The organism is Enterobacter sp. Sphag1F (genome assembly GCF_014193275.1).
GTDB lineage: Bacteria > Pseudomonadota > Gammaproteobacteria > Enterobacterales > Enterobacteriaceae > Pantoea > Pantoea symbiotica.
The window spans coordinates 59,159-77,191 of the sequence record NZ_JACHZD010000004.1 but is presented as its reverse complement, the minus strand read 5'-3'; the positions used below and the strand labels follow the sequence as shown (position 1 = coordinate 77,191).

The 18,033-nt window shown below is 54.8% G+C and carries 18 protein-coding genes; 7 read left to right on the top strand and 11 right to left on the bottom strand.

Annotated features, from left to right (window positions below):
- Positions 1 to 402: 402 nt before the first annotated feature.
- Entirely contained in the window at positions 403 to 1,740 is a 1,338-nt protein-coding gene (locus FHW71_RS13865; protein ID WP_061720179.1) for a hemolysin family protein, read from the top strand.
- Between the two features lie 76 nt (positions 1,741 to 1,816).
- Here the strand turns inward: FHW71_RS13865 and FHW71_RS13860 are convergent, their stop codons facing one another.
- A complete protein-coding gene (locus FHW71_RS13860; protein WP_007892150.1) occupies positions 1,817 to 2,023 on the bottom strand; it encodes a DUF1107 domain-containing protein in 207 nt (68 codons plus the stop codon).
- Positions 2,024 to 2,337: 314 nt separating this feature from the next.
- On the opposite strand from FHW71_RS13860, the gene FHW71_RS13855 reads away from it, so the two are divergent.
- Positions 2,338 to 2,901 carry a YtfJ family protein gene (locus tag FHW71_RS13855; protein ID WP_008103585.1) on the top strand — a complete coding sequence of 188 codons (564 nt, stop codon included), beginning with the start codon at positions 2,338 to 2,340 and terminating at the stop codon, positions 2,899 to 2,901.
- Between the two features lie 165 nt (positions 2,902 to 3,066).
- Here the strand turns inward: FHW71_RS13855 and cysQ are convergent, their stop codons facing one another.
- Positions 3,067 to 3,813 (bottom strand): 3'(2'),5'-bisphosphate nucleotidase CysQ, encoded by a 747-nt coding sequence (gene cysQ / locus FHW71_RS13850; RefSeq protein ID WP_179452049.1) that lies wholly within the window; start codon positions 3,811 to 3,813, stop codon positions 3,067 to 3,069.
- A gap of 293 nt (positions 3,814 to 4,106) precedes the next feature.
- Here cysQ and FHW71_RS13845 point away from each other — a divergent pair, with 293 nt between their 5' ends.
- Entirely contained in the window at positions 4,107 to 6,053 is a 1,947-nt protein-coding gene (locus FHW71_RS13845) for a bifunctional 2',3'-cyclic-nucleotide 2'-phosphodiesterase/3'-nucleotidase (RefSeq protein ID WP_179452048.1), read from the top strand.
- Between the two features lie 34 nt (positions 6,054 to 6,087).
- Here FHW71_RS13845 and fklB read toward each other — a convergent pair whose 3' ends face one another.
- Positions 6,088 to 6,708 (bottom strand): FKBP-type peptidyl-prolyl cis-trans isomerase, encoded by a 621-nt coding sequence (fklB, locus tag FHW71_RS13840; RefSeq protein ID WP_008103590.1) that lies wholly within the window; start codon positions 6,706 to 6,708, stop codon positions 6,088 to 6,090.
- Positions 6,709 to 6,924: 216 nt separating this feature from the next.
- Between fklB and FHW71_RS13835 the strand changes: the two genes are divergently transcribed.
- Positions 6,925 to 7,578 carry a LysM-like peptidoglycan-binding domain-containing protein gene (locus FHW71_RS13835; protein WP_179452047.1) on the top strand — a complete coding sequence of 218 codons (654 nt, stop codon included), beginning with the start codon at positions 6,925 to 6,927 and terminating at the stop codon, positions 7,576 to 7,578.
- Positions 7,579 to 7,634: 56 nt separating this feature from the next.
- Here FHW71_RS13835 and rplI read toward each other — a convergent pair whose 3' ends face one another.
- From rplI to rpsF, 4 genes are read right to left on the bottom strand one after another with little or no spacing between them, the layout of a single operon-like run.
- A complete protein-coding gene (rplI, locus tag FHW71_RS13830; protein ID WP_008103594.1) occupies positions 7,635 to 8,084 on the bottom strand; it encodes a 50S ribosomal protein L9 in 450 nt (149 codons plus the stop codon).
- A gap of 39 nt (positions 8,085 to 8,123) precedes the next feature.
- On the bottom strand, positions 8,124 to 8,351 hold the full coding sequence (rpsR, locus tag FHW71_RS13825; RefSeq protein WP_002210155.1) for a 30S ribosomal protein S18: 228 nt from the start codon (positions 8,349 to 8,351) through the stop codon (positions 8,124 to 8,126).
- 4 nt (positions 8,352 to 8,355) lie between these two features.
- On the bottom strand, positions 8,356 to 8,673 hold the full coding sequence (priB, locus tag FHW71_RS13820; RefSeq protein ID WP_007892027.1) for a primosomal replication protein N: 318 nt from the start codon (positions 8,671 to 8,673) through the stop codon (positions 8,356 to 8,358).
- A 6-nt stretch (positions 8,674 to 8,679) separates the two neighbouring features.
- Positions 8,680 to 9,075, bottom strand: a complete 396-nt coding sequence (rpsF, locus tag FHW71_RS13815) for a 30S ribosomal protein S6 (protein WP_007892026.1) — start codon at positions 9,073 to 9,075, stop codon at positions 8,680 to 8,682.
- 387 nt (positions 9,076 to 9,462) lie between these two features.
- Here rpsF and FHW71_RS13810 point away from each other — a divergent pair, with 387 nt between their 5' ends.
- Positions 9,463 to 9,669: a hypothetical protein gene (locus tag FHW71_RS13810; RefSeq protein WP_061720184.1), complete on the top strand. Its 207-nt coding sequence runs from the start codon at positions 9,463 to 9,465 to the stop codon at positions 9,667 to 9,669.
- A 47-nt stretch (positions 9,670 to 9,716) separates the two neighbouring features.
- Here FHW71_RS13810 and yjfP read toward each other — a convergent pair whose 3' ends face one another.
- Positions 9,717 to 10,466, bottom strand: coding sequence for an esterase (gene yjfP / locus FHW71_RS13805; RefSeq protein ID WP_008103597.1), 750 nt, complete (start codon positions 10,464 to 10,466; stop codon positions 9,717 to 9,719).
- A gap of 158 nt (positions 10,467 to 10,624) precedes the next feature.
- On the opposite strand from yjfP, the gene FHW71_RS13800 reads away from it, so the two are divergent.
- Positions 10,625 to 12,556, top strand: a complete 1,932-nt coding sequence (locus FHW71_RS13800) for a methyl-accepting chemotaxis protein (protein ID WP_179452046.1) — start codon at positions 10,625 to 10,627, stop codon at positions 12,554 to 12,556.
- A gap of 54 nt (positions 12,557 to 12,610) precedes the next feature.
- Entirely contained in the window at positions 12,611 to 12,934 is a 324-nt protein-coding gene (gene bsmA / locus FHW71_RS13795) for a biofilm peroxide resistance protein BsmA (RefSeq protein WP_179452045.1), read from the top strand.
- Here the strand turns inward: bsmA and FHW71_RS13790 are convergent.
- From FHW71_RS13790 to rnr, 3 genes are all read right to left on the bottom strand, one after another.
- Positions 12,911 to 14,539: an isovaleryl-CoA dehydrogenase gene (locus FHW71_RS13790; protein ID WP_179452044.1), complete on the bottom strand. Its 1,629-nt coding sequence runs from the start codon at positions 14,537 to 14,539 to the stop codon at positions 12,911 to 12,913. The genes bsmA and FHW71_RS13790 overlap by 24 nt on opposite strands.
- A 192-nt stretch (positions 14,540 to 14,731) precedes the next feature.
- Positions 14,732 to 15,466, bottom strand: coding sequence for a 23S rRNA (guanosine(2251)-2'-O)-methyltransferase RlmB (gene rlmB / locus FHW71_RS13785; RefSeq protein WP_007892019.1), 735 nt, complete (start codon positions 15,464 to 15,466; stop codon positions 14,732 to 14,734).
- A 108-nt stretch (positions 15,467 to 15,574) separates the two neighbouring features.
- Entirely contained in the window at positions 15,575 to 18,025 is a 2,451-nt protein-coding gene (rnr, locus tag FHW71_RS13780) for a ribonuclease R (protein ID WP_154154936.1), read from the bottom strand.
- Positions 18,026 to 18,033: the final 8 nt, after the last annotated feature.

Sequence of the window (18,033 nt, the reverse complement as noted above, 5' to 3'; positions counted from 1 at the left end):
TCTGGAAGGGTATCATCACCGCGCGTGTACCCATCAGCATAGCCGCCTTTTTTCTGCCCATCGGCGTAAACCCAGCGACTAAGCCAAATTGTGACCTATTGTCGGTAAATGGGGGGAGCGATACAACTGCCACGCCATTCTTCTGCGCCTGACAGCCGCTCACTCGGATTAATCCGAGCGCTTATCATGCCCCTATAGCGGCATGATAAGCGCTGCTGCTATAATCAGCGACCAGCAGGCCTCGCCTGCACCTTTTTCTGCCCCGACGTTAACCTTATCTTGTCGATATGGCGCAGACATTTTTGGCACGGATAGCCTGTTTGACTGGCAAGTACCGGATGTACGCCCACTCCCGCGCTGCCCAGGCCAAAAATGACAAGTGATTAACCCAACGGATCTTTTATGCTCGATAGCTTGCTTGTCATTCTTTTACTGATAGTCATCAGTTCATTTTTTTCCCTTTCGGAGATCTCGCTGGCAGCCGCCCGTAAGATCAAGCTGAAGCTGCTGGCTGACGAAGGCAACATCAATGCCCAGCGCGTGCTGAAGATGCAGGAACAACCTGGCATGTTCTTCACCGTGGTGCAGATTGGCCTGAATGCCGTGGCGATTCTCGGCGGTATCGTCGGCGATGCCGCCTTCTCGCCCGCCTTTAATAGCCTATTCAGCCGCTTCGTGGCACCCGAATTGGCTGAACAACTCAGCTTTATCTGCTCCTTCACCATCGTAACCAGCCTGTTCATTCTGTTTGCTGACCTGACGCCAAAACGCGTCGGCATGATTGCCCCGGAAGCGGTGGCGCTGCGCATCATTAACCCGATGCGCTTCTGCTTAGTGGTGCTGCGTCCGCTGGTGTGGTTGTTCAACGGCCTGGCGAACGTCTTCTTCCGTCTGTTCAAACTGCCGATGGTGCGTAAAGACGACATCACCTCCGACGATATTTATGCGGTGGTCGAAGCCGGTGCGTTGGCGGGTGTGCTGCGTAAGCAGGAACATGAGTTGATTGAGAACGTGTTTGAGCTGGAATCACGCACCGTGCCGTCATCGATGACCTCGCGCGAGAACGTGGTGTGGTTCGATTTACACGAAGATGAAACCACGCTGAAAACCAAAATCGCTCAGCATCCGCATTCCAAATTCATTGTCTGCGATGGCGATATCGACCACATCGTCGGTTATGTCGATTCCAAAGAGCTGCTGCTGCGTGTGTTGGGCAATCAAAGCCTGACGCTGAACAGCGGTGTGAATATTCGTTCTGCGCTGATTGTGCCGGATACGCTGACGCTCTCCGAAGCGCTGGAAAGCTTCAAAACCGCCGGTGAAGACTTCGCGGTGATCATGAACGAATACGCGCTGGTGGTCGGCATCATTACCCTGAATGACGTGATGACTACGCTGATGGGCGATTTGGTGGGCCAGGGTCAGGAAGAGCAGATTGTCGCGCGTGATGAGAACTCATGGCTGGTGGAAGGCGGTACGCCAATTGATGACGTGATGCGTGTGCTGGATATTGATGATTTCCCACAGTCTGGCAATTACGAAACCATCGGCGGCTTCATGATGTACATGCTGCGCAAGATTCCGAAGCGTACCGATTTTGTGAAGTTTTCCGGCTACAAGTTTGAAGTGGTGGATATTGATAGTTACCGCATCGACCAGTTGCTGGTCACGCGTATTGATGAACGCCCGCCGGTGCTGAATGTGACCAAGAATGCGCTGGATGAAGCAGAGTCATCCTAGGGTCGCCATTCATGGCGACCAACCAACAATCGCATAAAAAACTGAGGGCGCCATCGGCGCCCTTTCTTATGCTTACTTAGTTGTACTCGGCTTGCAGCCGCAGCACCTGGCGATTGATTTCTGACATCACGCTGAGATGCTGTTTATCTTTGACACGCGGCAACATCACTTTGCCCTTATCAAACTCGAACGCGCCCACATCCTTGATGTACAACCTTCCTCTAAATAGCGTTTTTACATATTTCGCAATTTGCAGCGGATTATAGCGCTGGAAGATCTTCATGCTGTTTAACTCCTGAAAATGTTTAATACGCTCCGTCGTGACCAAATTTGGTACGAACCCATGAAGCGCAAATGAGGCATAACTATAGAGCATCCTTTCTTACCAATGTTCCGAAAAGGTGAATTATTTACTGAATTGACACATCATTACAGAATACTCTGTTATCAGCCTCACGAAACTCAGTATAAACCTTCACTCATTATGGAATTGTGGCATAGGTTGCAAACCTGTTAACTCATTGCGACAGACGCATCATCCATGCCTAATATTGCAGGAACATGAACAACTGGTCGGATCACCAAGGAGTTTGATAAATGCGTTTGAGACACACTGTGATAGCACTGGCACTACTGCTGCCTGGCCTGGCTTCGGCACATGCATTCAAACTGGGTGAACGCGTGCCCGCTGTTGGCGTTAACGACAAAGGAGAGCTGGTTTATCAACAAGATGAAGATAAGTTTAGCTACAAATCCTGGAATAGCGCGCAGCTGAGCGGAAAAGTTCGCGTCATCCTGCATATTGCCGGTCGTTCTTCTGCGAAAGAGCAGAACGCGGCGTTAATTGAAGCCATCAAAGCCGCGCATCTGCCGCACGATCGTTATCAAACAACCACTATCGTCAATACCGACGATGCGATTCCTGGCACCGGCATGTTTGTGCGCAGCAGCATTGAGAGCAATAAGCAGCAGTATCCGTGGTCGCAGTTTATCGTCGATAGCAACGGCAGCGCGCGTCAGGCATGGCAATTGGAGAAAGGGGGATCGGCGATTGTAGTGCTGGATAACACCGCACATGTGCGTTACGTCAAAGATGGTCCGCTAACGCAGGATGAAGTGCAGCAGGCGATGAAGTTAATTCATGAGTTGTTGCAGAAGTGAGTAGAGGTCGCCATAAATGGCGACCTTACAAGTGCAATCATCCGGCGTAGGGTCGCCATTTATGGCGACCTCATGCTGATAATCATGCAGTTTTAGAAAAAGCCCCGACGCTTGGTTTGAATCTTTATGCGTAGCTGGTCGCCATAAATGGCGACCCTACAAATCTTAAAATAGTGATACGCGGAAACCGGGATTGAGGAACGATTCGCGCGGGGCGTAATCGAGGGTTTTGCCCTGCCAATCGTGGACATGCGCGCCGGCGGCAATCGCCACCGCATGGCCTGCGCCGGTATCCCAGATGTTAGTCGGCCCGAAGCGCGGATAAAGCTGCGCGCTGCCTTCGGCCACCAGACAGAACTTCAGCGATGAGCCAATTGCGGTGGTTTGATGCTCGCCAAGCTGATGCAAATACTCCTGCAACTCGGTATCACTATCAAAATGCGAACGGCTAACCACCACTAACGGTGGACGCGCTTCACGCGCATGAATCTGCGTCTGCTTGCCGTTCTCTTCTTTCCAGGCTTTACCTTCCGCTGCCGAATACATCACGCCCAGCACGGGCGCGTACACCACACCCAACACCGGTTTGCCGTTTTCGATTAGCGCGATATTGACGGTGAACTCGCCGTTGCGCTTGATAAACTCTTTGGTGCCATCCAGCGGATCGACCAGCCAGTATTTCTGCCAGTGCTGACGGACGTCCCAGCTCGGTGGATCCTCTTCAGACAGCACCGGCACCTCCGGTGAAAGTGCCGTCAGGCCTTGCACAATCACGCGATGCGCCGCGAGATCGGCTGCGGTGACCGGAGAATCATCCGACTTGCGGGCCACATCAACCGGCTCTGCGCCGTTGTAAACCTGCATAATGGCATCGCCCGCATCACGCGCCAGCTGACAAATTTTATCTAACATTCTTAACCTCTTTTCCGCTGATTCTGCCTGTCAGACACCAACCGCCAATCTGTTCTTATTTTAGCAGTTGTCATTCAACAGCCTGCGACTGCGCTGTCTGCTACGGCAATCTATATGATTATCAATACCATAGTTCATCAGCGGCGGCTATGGCGGGATGCTGAATGCGTTTTTACGGCGGCCCGGCAGCAGATATTGGATGAAAGTCCGAGCTCCATCACAAATTGAAATGATAATTCGTCATGGTTTTACATTATTTTGAGAGGCCCATTGGACCGAACAAGGAGCAAGCGATGTTCAAAGCGAGCATGTCGTTATTGGCACTCTGTATTACTGCCGCCACGGTACAGGCTGCTACGGTGGATTTGCGCATTCTGGAAACCACCGATCTGCACAGCAATATGATGGATTTCGATTATTACAAAGATACGCCGACGGAGAAGTTCGGCCTGGTGCGCACCGCCACCTTAATTCAGCAGGCTCGCGCCGAAGCGAAAAACAGCGTGCTGGTCGATAACGGCGATATTATTCAGGGCAGTCCGCTGGGCGATTACATGGCGGCGAAAGGGCTGAAAACGGGCGAAGTACATCCGGTGTATAAAGCGATGAACACGCTGGATTACGCGGTCGGAAACCTCGGCAATCACGAATTCAACTACGGCTTACCTTATCTGCAAAAAGCGCTGGCCGGCGCGCGTTTTCCTTACGTCAATGCCAACATTATCGACGAGAAAAGTGGAAAACCGCTGTTTACGCCCTACTTAATCAAAGAAACCACGGTAACAGACCGTGACGGCAAGCCGCATACGCTGAAAATTGGTTATATCGGCTTCGTTCCGCCGCAGATTATGGTGTGGGATCGCAACAATCTGCAGGGAAAAGTGCGGGTTGATGACATCACTGAAACAGCGAAGCGTTATGTGCCGGAAATGCGCGCAAAAGGTGCTGAAATAATCATCGCTATTCCGCATTCCGGTTTGAGTAGTGAGCCCTATCACGCCATGGCAGAAAATTCGGTTTACTACCTCAGCCAGGTTCCCGGCATCAACGCCATCATGTTCGGCCACGCTCACGCGGTGTTCCCGAGCAAAGAGTTTGCGGCAATTAAAGGCGCTGATATCGCTCAAGGCACGCTAAATGGTGTTCCGTCGGTGATGCCCGGCATGTGGGGCGATCATCTTGGTGTGGTCGATCTGGTGCTGAATAATGAGGGCGGCAAATGGCAGGTCGCGCAGGGCAAAGCCGAAGCACGCCCAATTTATGACAGCGCAGCGAAAAAATCTCTGGCGGCTGAAGATGCCGATCTGGTGAAAGTGCTGGAGCAGGATCACCGCGCCACGCGCGAGTTTGTTGCCAAACCGATCGGTAAATCTGCCGACGTGATGTACAGCTACCTGTCGCTGGTGCAGGACGATCCCACGGTGCAGATCGTTAACAACGCGCAGCGCGCTTACGTTGAGCACTTTATTCAGGGCGATCCTGATCTTGACCGCTTGCCGGTGCTCTCTGCTGCCGCGCCGTTTAAAGCCGGTGGTCGTAAAAACGATCCCGCCAGCTATGTCGAAGTGGAAAAAGGTAATCTCACCTTCCGTAACGCCGCCGATCTCTATCTCTATCCCAATACGCTGGTGGTGATGAAAGTCAGTGGTGCACAGGTGAAAGAGTGGCTGGAGTGCTCAGCGGCGCAGTTTAATCAAATCGATCCGCACAGCAGCAAACCGCAATCGCTGATTAACTGGGATTTCCGCACCTATAACTTCGATGTGATCGATGGCGTGCAGTATCAAATCGATGTCACACAACCGGCGCGCTATGACGCGGAATGTACGCTAATCAACAAAGGGGCTTCGCGCATTAAGGATCTCAGCTGGCAAGGCAAGCCAATCGATCCTGATGCCACTTTCCTGGTTGCCACCAATAACTACCGCGCTTACGGCGGCAAGTTTGCCGGTACCGGCGATAAGTATGTTGCTTTCGCCTCACCAGATGAGAACCGCTCGGTGGTTGCCGCCTATATCAGCAGCGAAACCAAAGCGCATGGCGAAGTGAAACCGCAGGCCGATCACAACTGGCGTTTAGCACCGATTAATAGTACCACGCCGCTGGATATCCGTTTTGAAACCGCGCCTGGCGAAAAAGCGACGAAATTTATCGAGCAGCATGCCGATTACCCGATGAAAGCCGTGGGCATCGATGAGATAGGTTTTGCGCTGTGGCAGGTGGATTTGCAGAAGAAATGACGAATAAGGGCGGCGATTGCCGCCCTCTTGCTACTTACAGAATTTCCAGCAGCTCAACTTCGAAGATCAGGGTGCTGAATGGCGGGATAGAGGCGCCAGCGCCGCGCTCGCCGTAAGCGAGGTTGTGTGGAATCGCCAGTTCCCACTTGGAACCGACTGGCATCAGCGTCAGCGCTTCGATCCAACCGGCGATTACGCCGCTAACCGGGAATTCAGCCGGTTCGCCACGTGCCACTGAGCTGTCGAATACGGTGCCATCGATCAGTTTGCCGGTGTAATGCACGCGCACACGATCCTGACGTGAAGGGATTGGCCCCTCGCCCTGGGTGATGACGCTGAACTGCAGACCGGTTTCGGTGCTGCTTACGCCTTCGCGCTGTGCGTTCTGCTCAAGGAAAGTCTGACCTTCTGCCGCCATCGCTTCTACACGCTCACGACGCACGCCTTCAGCGCGCTCGTGCACTTCACGCAGTGCGCGATGTACCACGTCAACCGGGACGGCCGGTGAGTTCCCTTCCAGCGCGTCGCGCAAGCCGGCGAGCAGTGCTTCTGGCTGCAGACCCTGCAGTCCAGACTCTTGCAGCTGCTGGCCTACCTGTAAACCGATACCGTAACTTGCTTGTGATTCGACGCTGTCGAATGAAGGGGTCGTCATCTTGATTCCTTAATCCCGGAGAAAAATAGAACCGGCAGCATACCAGCGCGGGCGGCTGGCGTAAAATCTCACGCGCCGCAGATGACATTTCCCGGCGAAACGGAAACAATACAGCGTTCAAATTTTTCAATGCTGCCAGGCACTTCCTGTCAGCATTGCTCATACTATAGCTGTGGCGAGGTTTTCACCTGCCACCGTCGGAACAAGAGAGAATACATGGGCCAGATCGCCCCACGACGTCGCAGGACGCGCGCACCGCGTACTTTATTACCTTGGTTGCAACGTTGGCTGCCGCGCATTCCGCGCAAAGCCGCCAGCGAGGAGGATTCACGAATGGCTTCCGATCACACTTCCCGCGTTCCCGCCGCACTGCAGCGCGTTTGGCATCTGCTGGATGATGTGCGGTGGATGGATCCGCTGCCTGCTTTGCATCGTCGTGGCATTGTTATTGCCCTGCTGGTGCTGCTGCTGGCGTTTCTCTGGCCAAGCAGTACGCCACAGTATCCGGTTGAGCGTCCGGCAGACACTAACGCTAAAGAAGTACCAATGCAGGCGGAGATTTACGATAACAATCAACAGCAGAACACGCCGCCGAAAACCGATTCGCAGGGCGAATGGCGCACCTACAATGTGGCATCAGGCCAGACGCTGGCGCAGCTGTTCCGCGACAACAATTTGCCGGTGAATGATGTGTTTGCCATGGCGCGTGTCGAAGGTGATGGTCAGCCGCTGAGCGCGTTGCAGAATGGTCAGCAGGTGAAGATTCGTCAGAACGCGCAAGGCGTGGTGACCGGTTTAACGGTGGATGGCAGCAACGGTCCGGTGCTGTTTACGCGTCAGCCGGATGGCAGCTTTATCCGCGCTCAGTAAATCGCAGAAACAAAAACGCCGGCGCAAGGCCGGCGTTTTCGCATTACTGAGTGAACTTACTCAGCAACTACATTCACAACCAGTTTAGCGAATACTTCGCTATGGATCTGGAAGTCAACTTCGTGCTCACCGGTGGTGCGCAGTACGCCTTCTGGAAGACGAACTTCGCTTTTAGCCACTTCAACGCCAGCTGCAGTTACTGCATCAGCGATGTCACGGGTACCGATGGAACCGAACAGTTTACCAGCGTCGCCTGATTTAGACGCGATGGTTACGTTGCCCAGTGCGTTGATTTTCTCTGCACGTGCGTTAGCAGCAGCCAGAACGTCAGCCAGTTTGGCTTCCAGTTCAGCGCGACGTGTTTCGAAGAACTCAACGTTTTTCTTGGTAGCAGGAACAGCTTTACCCTGTGGAACCAGGAAGTTACGAGCGTAGCCCGCTTTAACGTTAACCTGATCACCCAGGCTGCCCAGGTTTGCTACTTTATCAAGCAGAATAACTTGCATTACCTTATCCTCTTAAAGTCGTTAATGGACAACTACCGATTACTGATGACGATCAGTGTACGGAAGCAGGGACAGGTAGCGAGCGCGCTTGATGCAACGAGCGAGCTGGCGCTGGTATTTTGCACGAGTACCGGTAATACGGCTCGGGACAATTTTACCGCTTTCGGTAATGTAGTTTTTCAGTGTAGCGATATCTTTGTAATCAATCTCTACAACGCCTTCCGCGGTGAAACGGCAGAACTTGCGACGACGGAAATAACGTGCCATTTGGCTAGTCTCCAGAATCTATCAAATCAATCTGCTCGGCATGTAACACCATTCTACTCTGACCATTGCGTGCCTGATGGCAGCTAATAAAGCCTTCAAGAGTGAGTTGCGTGCCGACCGTTATATGTTGAGTAATCACCTGATGGGTGCTGCCGCTGATAATCACCGGCATTTGACACCAGGCTTGCCGGTGGAAACCGGCTTCCTCTTGCACAGAACGATGCTCAAGCACGAACTGGCAATGAGGAATCCCTGACGGACTGACTTTTCGAACCGGCGTCTTGCACACAGTGCCAGACAGGCGCAGTCGATTTGCCGTCATGTCGGATTACTCTTCAGAATCCCCAGCATCTGAGTCATCAGCCGATTCGTTAGCAAAGTCTTCGCGGCGATCACGACGCTCGTCTTTAGCTTTAACCATCGGAGATGCTTCAGTTACCGCGTGCTTAACGCGCATAACCATGCTGCGGATAACGGCGTCGTTGAAGCGGAAGTTAGTTTCCAGCTCGTCAATCACTTCCTGCGGCGCTTCTACGTTCAGCAGAACATAGTGAGCTTTGTGCAGTTTGTTGATTGGGTAAGCCAGCTGACGGCGGCCCCAGTCTTCCAGACGGTGAATCGTGCCCTGTGCACCGGTGATAGCACCAGTGTAACGCTCGATCATACCTGGAACCTGTTCGCTCTGGTCAGGGTGGACCATAAATACGATTTCGTAATGACGCATCGATAGCTCCTTACGGATTATTCAGCCTCCTGTCAGGGTCAGCTGCGGCCCACGGAAGCAAGGAACGTTATAGGTTGCGAATCATTTAAAAAATGAAACACACCTCTGAATGCAGCTGAAAAATTGACGCGTAATCATACTGGCGTCCTTGTGGAAACTCAAGCGCACAATTCATCAAATGGCGACTATCGTGCCAGCTGATGCGGCTTTTTGTGCTAAGTGAGATGCGTCAGTGAGTTAGCGAGCGTTTGATCAAATTCTCTGAACAAGGCGTTCAATGGGACGATCTGGCGGCAAGTTGGTTAAGAACTACACTATTTACAGGCGCAACGAATAATCCTATTTGCCGCGTCTGAGAGTGCAATCCCTGTGAGTCTGGAGTCGATTATGAAAATGATCATTTTCGCCACTTTACTGGGTCTCTTCCTGTCTCCACCCGCTTTTGCCAGCTCCGCTGACTACGCGCAGCAGATGAGAAGTAACAGCAACGCGGCATCAGGCTATGTCTACGTTAATAGGTTGGATGCGCCTGCAAGCAGTAACCCAGTCAGTGCCAATACCAGCGCCGCCGAACGGTTGTCATCACAACTTTAGTTCGGCAACTTAAACGGGCTGGCGCCAATCACGCCAACCCGCATTTTTTATAAATGGTGTTTAAAGAAACTGACCAGCGCCGTCAGGGCCGAAGGCGTGATTTTGTGGCCGATGTTCTTTTCGGAAAGCGCGGTCATCTGTTGATCGAGTTGCGCCTCGCCTAACGCTTTCTGCAGACGCGCCGTTTCGGCAAAGGGCACCACTTCATCCGCTTCGCCGTGCCACAGCAGTAAAGGTCGATTCGCCAGTTTCTCCAGTTGCTCGCTGGGATCGTACGGCGCCAGCGGCGCTAAGCGCGCGGCAAAAGCCTCTTTCTGTTCTGGCGTACGCGCCACCAGCGGCGGAAACAGCGTATGACTCAGCTGCATGAAGTAGCCGGAACCCATTAAACACGCCACGCTGTGGATTTGCGGATAGCGCGCCATTGCGCCCAGCGCAGTCATGCCGCCCATCGAGGCTCCCGCCACGGCAAAACGCTCATCGGCAATCCAGTCGTTATCGCGCAGCACCTTTTCCAGCAACGGCACTTCATCGATGTTCTGTTTGAGGATCTCCCAGAAGTGGGTCATACGTGCATCGGTATCGCCGTTGTAGCGCGCGCCGTGCATGTCCGCATCGGGCATGATCACGCGGAAACCGGCCTGCGCCAGCGCCACGGCAAAGTAGCTGTAAACCTCTTTCGATGAGGTAAAACCGTGATAGAACAGCACCGTGGGTAAGCGCGCCTGGCGCTGCCCGGCCGGTGCTGCGTGAATACATTCGATGCCTGCCAGATTCTCCGTTGCCAACTCAATCATACCGCCTCCATTGAGAATGATTATCACTGGACTCAGTGTAAGCGCTGCCGGACAAAATGCGAGCCACTTCACATTAAGTTTGAATAATTTCTGCCCTAAACATTTAGCCCGCTTTGCCGTTGATCTTGTACCCCTTCAATAATCTCAAAAGGTACTTTATGAAGCGTCTTTCTCTCAGCGCCATGGGTCTCGGAATCAAGCTGTCTGTATTGACGTCTTTGAGCGTGGCAATTGTGCTATTTACTCTGACCTTAACCCTGAGCCATAACGCGGCACGTCAGCTGGAGCAGCTGGCAACCGATGATATGCAGAATCAGGTGCAAGGCATTAATGAAATGGCCACCATGTTCAACGCCACGCTGTCGGAAGAGGTGGCGAATTACACCAAACTGTTCCAAAGCTTCCTGCCAAAACGTTTTAGTCGCGACGACAGCGAACGTGTTCAGGTGGGCGAATTCAGCACGCCAACGCTGCGCGCGGGATTGAAAACCCTCAACCTCGATCAAATCGCGGTGGATGATTTTCTCGATCGCACCGGTGCGGTTTCCACCATCTTCGTGCGTGACGGCGAGGATTACATTCGTATCGCTACCTCGCTGAAAAAAGAGGATGGCAGCCGCGCGGTGGGCACCAAACTGGATCGCAGCAGCGCGGCCTGGCGCAGCATCAATCAGGGCACGGTGTATCGCGGCCTGGCGACGCTGTTCGGCCATCGTTACATCACGCAGTATCAGCCGGTGCAGGATAGCAGTGGCACGGTGATCGCCATCCTGTTCGTCGGGGTGCAGATCGATGCGCAGTATGCGCTGATGCGCGACAAAGTGCTGGCGCGCCATCTTGGCGACAGCGGCACCTTCTCGGTTTTGAACGGTGCGCCGGGCAGCAGCCAGGGCCAATATCTGTTTGATCGTCACGCTGAAGGCAAACTGCCGCGCTGGGATAACGCCACGCAGCAGCAACTGCTTAGCCAGCCGAAGGGATTAGTGGCGGTTGAACTGGATGGCGAAACCAAACTGCTGGCGTGGCAGCAGCTTCCCGGCTGGAACTGGATTATCGCCGGTGAAGTGAGCCGTGCCAGCCTGCTGGCGCCGATCACACACAGCCGTAACCTGTTTATGACGATTGGGCTGGCGCTGGTGATCGCTTTTGCCATGGGCTTTATGTGGTACAGCCGCCGCGCCATCACGCGCCCTCTGCAGCAGGTGATCCATCTGGCAGAACAGTACGCCGCCGGTAATCTGCAGGCACATCTCGACTCTTCACGTCGTGATGAGATTGGTCAGTTGGTCAACGCGATTAACGGCATTGGCGATGGGCTGGAGAAAGTGGTCAGTCAGGTGCGTTCGGCGGCGCGTGAAATCAGCAGCGGCACCGATACCATCGCCGCCAGCAGCTCCAGCATCAGCGAGCAGATTGGACGTCAGGCCAGCAGCGTGGAGGAGACCTCGGCCAGCATGGAGCAGTTTGGCGCTACTGTGGCACAAACCGCGGCCAATGTGCGTCAGGCGATGGCGCTGGTCGGTGAAGCGGCTAACACCGTGAATCACGGCGGCAGCACCGTGGCACGATCGGTGGAAACCATGTCGGAGATTCGTGTGGCGTCGCAGAGCATCGCCGATATCACTCACGTGATTGAGTCAATTGCGTTCCAGACCAACATTCTGGCGCTCAATGCGGCGGTTGAAGCGGCGCGCGCCGGTGAACACGGTAAAGGCTTTGCGGTGGTGGCGGCGGAAGTGCGTGCGCTGGCACAGCGCAGTGCCACGGCAGCCAAAGAGATTGATGGCTTGATTGCCAGCTCAATCGATAAAGTGGCGGCTGGCCATACGCTATCCGAGCAGACGCGTGATGCGATGAGCCATATCGTCAATCACATCGACCAGGTTAAGACGCTGATGGGCGAAATCAATATTGCCGCGCAGGAACAGGCGGCGGGCATTGGTCAGGTGAATCTGGCGATGAATCACATCAGCCAGGCCACGCATCAAAGCAGCGATATGATTAACCAGTCAGAAACCACTGCCAATCATCTGAGTAAGAAAGGTCATCATCTGACGCAGCTGGTGAGCATTTTTCATCTGAAGGACTAAAAGCCACGGGAAGATGGCTTACACTTGAGCCATCTTCCTGCTTCAGGAGTTGCTATGCGTACCCTCTATTTGGCCTTAACTCTGCTGCTCAGCGGCTGCGCCGCTTTCACCACCACGCCACAAGCTCCGCCGCCACCCACGCAGCAAGCGCAGGAGATTTCACGCGCGCAAAGTTATGGTCTGCCAAAGCTCGGCAATATCACCGCCACCACACGCGGATCGCCGGATGATGCGCAGCGCGCTATTGCTGCTAAGGCCAATCGGGCGGGCGCGGTTTACTATCAAATTTTGATGCTGGATGAAACCACCATTCCCAGCTTCTGGTACGCTACCGCCATTCTGTATGGCGCGCCGTCAAGCGGCACTGCAGCGCAATAGTAAGCGTGCGCAGAGATCGTCGCTCAATGCACGCGTGCCGCGCAGATCGAGATGCTGCTGACACCAGCCATCGGCCAGCGGCGGCTCTGCCACTTTGAGCAGAATCGCGGCACTCGCCAGCTGCAGTAACTCGCGTGTGATCTCCCGCGCCTGCCCTTCGCGCGGATTCGCGAGCTGCAAGCGTAACTGCCGCCAGCGGCGATCAAAGTGACGATTACTGCCTTTCACCGCATCAAACTCATCGTGCAGCATGGTCATCACCTCGGCGTGGCGGCCGAGCACGCGCAGGACATCCAGGCACATCACATTGCCGGATCCTTCCCAAATGCTATTGACCGGCATCTCACGATAAAGACGCGGCAGCTCGCTCTCTTCGCAATAGCCAATGCCGCCCAGCACTTCCATTGCTTCTGCCACAAAGGGCATGCCTGCCTGACAGACCACGAATTTGGCGGCCGGTGTGAACAAGCGTGCGTACAAGCGTTCATGTTCGCTGGCCGGTGTTGACCAGGCGCGCGCCAGTCGCAACATCAAGGCGGTTTGTCCTTCCAGTTGCAGCGCCTGTTGCGCCAGCACTGCGCGCATCAGCGGCTGATCGATAAGGTTCTTGCCCATCACCTGACGCTGCTGCGCATGGTGTACGGCAATCGACAGCGCACGACGCATCTGTCCGTGGCTGCCCAGCGCGCAGTCGAAGCGCGTCATGCCGCCCATCTTGAGGATCAGCCGCACGCCGTCGCCCTCTTCGCCCATCAGCCAGCCGATCGCATCCTGAAATTCCACTTCAGCGCTGGCGTTGGAACGATTGCCGAGCTTGTCTTTCAGTCGTTCGATGCGAATAGCATTGCGCGCGCCATCCGGCAGCAAGCGGGGCAGGAAGAAGCAACTTAGTCCTTGAGAAGTCTGCGCCAGAATCAGATGCGCATCGCTTTGTGGGACCGAGAAAAACCATTTATGGCCGGTGATGCGATACGCTTCGCCCTGCCCGCGCACGCCGAGCGGTTCGGCGCGTGTGGTGTTGCTCAACACATCGGTGCCGCCCTGTTTTTCCGTCATGCCCATGCCTATCAGCAGGCCGCGTTTCTTATTGCCCGGCAGATGATGCGCATCGTAACGATCGCTGAGCAGCGCTTCGCGCCAGTCAGCGTAGGGTTCAGGCAGATGATTTTGTAGCAGCGGAATGGCGGCGTGCGTCATGGTCACCGGACAGAGCGAGCCCGCTTCCACCTGTGCATGCAGGATAAAACGTGCGGCACGCGCCACCATCGCCTGTGGCTGCACGTCGGGCTGCCAACTGAGATTGTGAAGCCGGCTGGCGCACAATCCCTGCATCAGCAGATGCCAGGCGGGATGAAAACGTACTTCATCGAGACGTTCGCCGCGCGCGTTGTAGCGCAGCAGTTCTGGCGCTTCAACGTTCGCTAAGCGGCCTAACTCAAGGGATTCGGCGCTGCCAAGTTGCAGGCCGACTGAAGCCAGCCATTCGCGATCCCAGCTGGCGCCTTCGCGTGCAACGGCCTCGCACAGGGCGATATCTCGCGTGAACAGGTTGCTGTTGCTGAGCGGATCGGGCTGATTGAATACGGTGTGGGTGTGCCAAATCATACATATCCCCGTCATACTTCGAGCTACAGGTGCGTTGGCTGCGTGTGTTCACCCCAGTCACTTACTGATGTAAGCTCCTGGGGACTCACGCACTTGCCGCTTGCCGCCTTCCTGTAACTCGAATTATTTAGGGTATAAGTATGTAGCTGTTTTGCAGTTATGCCTGGTCTGGAAATTTTTTTGCGGTGGGGATCACGCCTGACGCTGGCGAACGGCTTCGAACAAGCAGACGCCGGTGGCAACTGACACGTTGAGTGACGAGACGCTGCCGGCCATTGGGATGCTGATCAGCTCATCGCAATGCTCACGCGTCAAACGACGCATGCCTTCACCTTCCGCACCCATCACCAGCGCCATTGGGCCAGTCATTTTGCTTTGGTAAACGGTGTGATCGGCTTCGCCTGCGGTACCAACGACCCAGACGTTGTATTCCTGCAGCAAGCGTAAGGTACGCGCCAGGTTGGTGACGCGAATCAACGGCACGTTTTCTGCCGCGCCGCTGGCCACTTTCTTCGCGGTGGCATTCAACGGTGCTGCACGGTCTTTTGGCACGATGACCGCATGCACGCCAGCGGCATCCGCGCTACGCAGGCAAGCGCCGAGATTGTGCGGATCGGTAACGCCATCCAGCACCAGGAGGAACGGCTTCTCAAGGCTCTGCAGCAGATCCGGCAAATCACCTTCCTGATACTGCTTGCCTGGCTTCACGCGCGCCACAATGCCCTGATGCACGCCGCCTTCAACCTGGCTATCGAGCCATTGACGGTTCGCCACCTGCACCGGGATTCCCTGAGCTTCCAATGCGAGGATCAGCGGCTGCAGGCGACGATCTTCGCGGCCTTTAAGGATAAAGACTTCCTGAAAACGCTGAGGATCGCGCTCCAGCAGCGCCTGCACGCTATGAATACCAAAAATTATTTCACTCATTACTTTGCTCAAGGTTGGATTTAGATCGTTGAATACGGAGATTCGGGTGCGCATTGATGCGCACCCTGCAACGTTTTCGTCTGGTCGCCATACAAGGCGACCAAACTATCAGGCTTCGTCAGGCTGCTTCTTCGACGCACGCTTGGACTTGGTGGCGGCGGCGATTTTACGGGTTTTCTCGGAAACTTTTTTGCCTTTTTTCTCGCTTTTAGCCGGTTTCTCAGCAACGGCAGGCTTTTTCTTGTCGCCACGGAACGCTGAATCAGGCTCGAAAGTGCCCTTCTTACCGGCATCACGACGACGTTTAGCTGGCGGTTTGCCGCCGCGTTTCTCACGCTCGCGCTCGGTTTTGCCTTCGCCGCGCGGTACACGCTTGCTGGAAATCAGCGCGAAGTCGATTTTACGCTCGTCCATATGTACTGCATCAACGCGCACTTCCACCGCATCGCCCAGACGATAAGTACGACCGCCGGATTCGCCGATCAAACGCTGCCCCACCGCATCGAAGCGATAATAGTCGTTATCCAGCGTCGAGACGTGCACCAAACCATCGATAAACAGATCGTTGAGGCGTACGAAGAAACCAAAGCCGGTCACGCTGGAGATCACGCCGTTGAACACGGTGCCAACCTGATCCTGCATGAAGTCACACTTCAGCCAATCAGCAACATCGCGCGTGGCTTCATCAGCACGGCGCTCGGTCAGCGAACAGTGCTGGCCCAGCTGCAGCATTTGCTGCATGTCGTAGTGATAACCACCGGTCGGCGTGGTGATGCCATCCACTTCGCCGCGCTCTTTTGCCAGCAGATATTTGATGGCGCGATGCAGCAGCAAATCCGGATAGCGGCGAATCGGCGAGGTAAAGTGTGCATAAGACGCCAGCGCCAGGCCGAAGTGACCCCGGTTTTCAGGATCGTAAACCGCCTGCTTCATCGAACGCAGCAGCATGGTTTGCAGCATTTCCGCGTCTGGACGATCGGCAACTTGTTTCAGTAGAGCAGCATAATCGGTCGGGTGCGGCTTAGCGCCGCCCGGCAGGCTTAAGCCCAGCTCATTCAGTACGGTACGGAAGCTTTTGATGCTGTCTTCGCTTGGCCGATCGTGATCGCGGAACAGCGCAGGCTCTTCATTTTTCTCAACAAAACGCGCCGAGGCGATGTTGGCGAGAATCATGCACTCTTCAATCAGCTTGTGCGCATCATTGCGTGAGGTGCGCTCAACGCGCTCAATGCGACGCTCGGCGTTGAAGATGAACTTGGCTTCATCGGTCTCAAACGAAATGCCGCCACGCTGCTCGCGCGCGGTTTCCAGCACCTGATACATGTTGTGCAGTTCTTGCAAATGGGGAACCTGCGCCGCGTATTGTTCACGCAGATCGGCATCACCTTGCAGAATGTTCCACACTTTGTTGTAGGTCAGTCGCGCATGGGAGTTCATCACCGCTTCATAGTGTTTGAAACCGGTGAGTTTGCCGCTGGAGGAGATGGTCATCTCGCACACCATGCACAAACGATCAACCTGCGGATTCAGCGAGCACAAGCCGTTGGAGAGAATCTCCGGCAGCATCGGGATAACCTGCGACGGGAAATAGACCGAGGTACCGCGCTGATGAGCTTCATCGTCCAGCGGTGTGCCCGGACGCACGTAATAGCTGACGTCGGCAATCGCCACCCACAAACGCCAGCCGCCGCCGCGCTTCTTCTCGCAGAAAACAGCATCATCAAAGTCGCGCGCATCTTCACCATCAATGGTGACCAGCGGCAACTTACGTAAATCAACACGCCCAAGCTTCGCCTCTTCCGGCACTTCTTCTTTTAGCTTAGCGATCTGCTTCTCAACTTCTTCCGGCCAGGTGTGTGGGATTTCATGAGTGCGCACCGCCATATCGACCGCAAGGCTGGTGCCCATATCGTCGCCAAGCAGTTCAGTAATCTTGCCGAGCGCCTTGGTGCGACGCGTGGCACGTTGGGTGATTTCCACCACCACCACCGAACCCATACGCGCGTTGAGCGTTTCTTCTTGCGGGATCAGAATATCAAAGCTCAGGCGGCTGTCGTCTGGCACCACAAATCCGGTGCCCGCATCGGTGAAGTAGCGACCAACGATCTGGCTGTTACGCGGTTCAAGCACACGCACAACGCGCGCTTCACGACGACCTTTACGATCGGCGCTGCCCGGCTGCGCCAGAATCACGTCGCCGTGCAGGCAGAATTTCATCTGTTCGGCAGAGAGATAGAAATCATCTTTCTGGCCCTCCACGCGCAGGAAGCCGTAGCCATCGCGATGACCAATCACTTTTCCGCGCAAGAGATCGAGACGTTCTGGCAGGGCGTAACATTGACGACGCGTAAACACCAACTGACCATCGCGCTCCATGGCGCGCAGACGACGACGCAGCGCTTCCAGCTGCTCTTCGCTGGTGATATTCAATTCCTGCGCGATGTCATCGCGGTTAGTCGGTTTTTCCCGTTTTTCTAGCAGTGCCAGAATAAATTCGCGGCTTGGAATTGGGTTTTCGTATTTTTCAGCTTCTCTATCCTGAAAAGGATCTTTTGACATTACGGTTC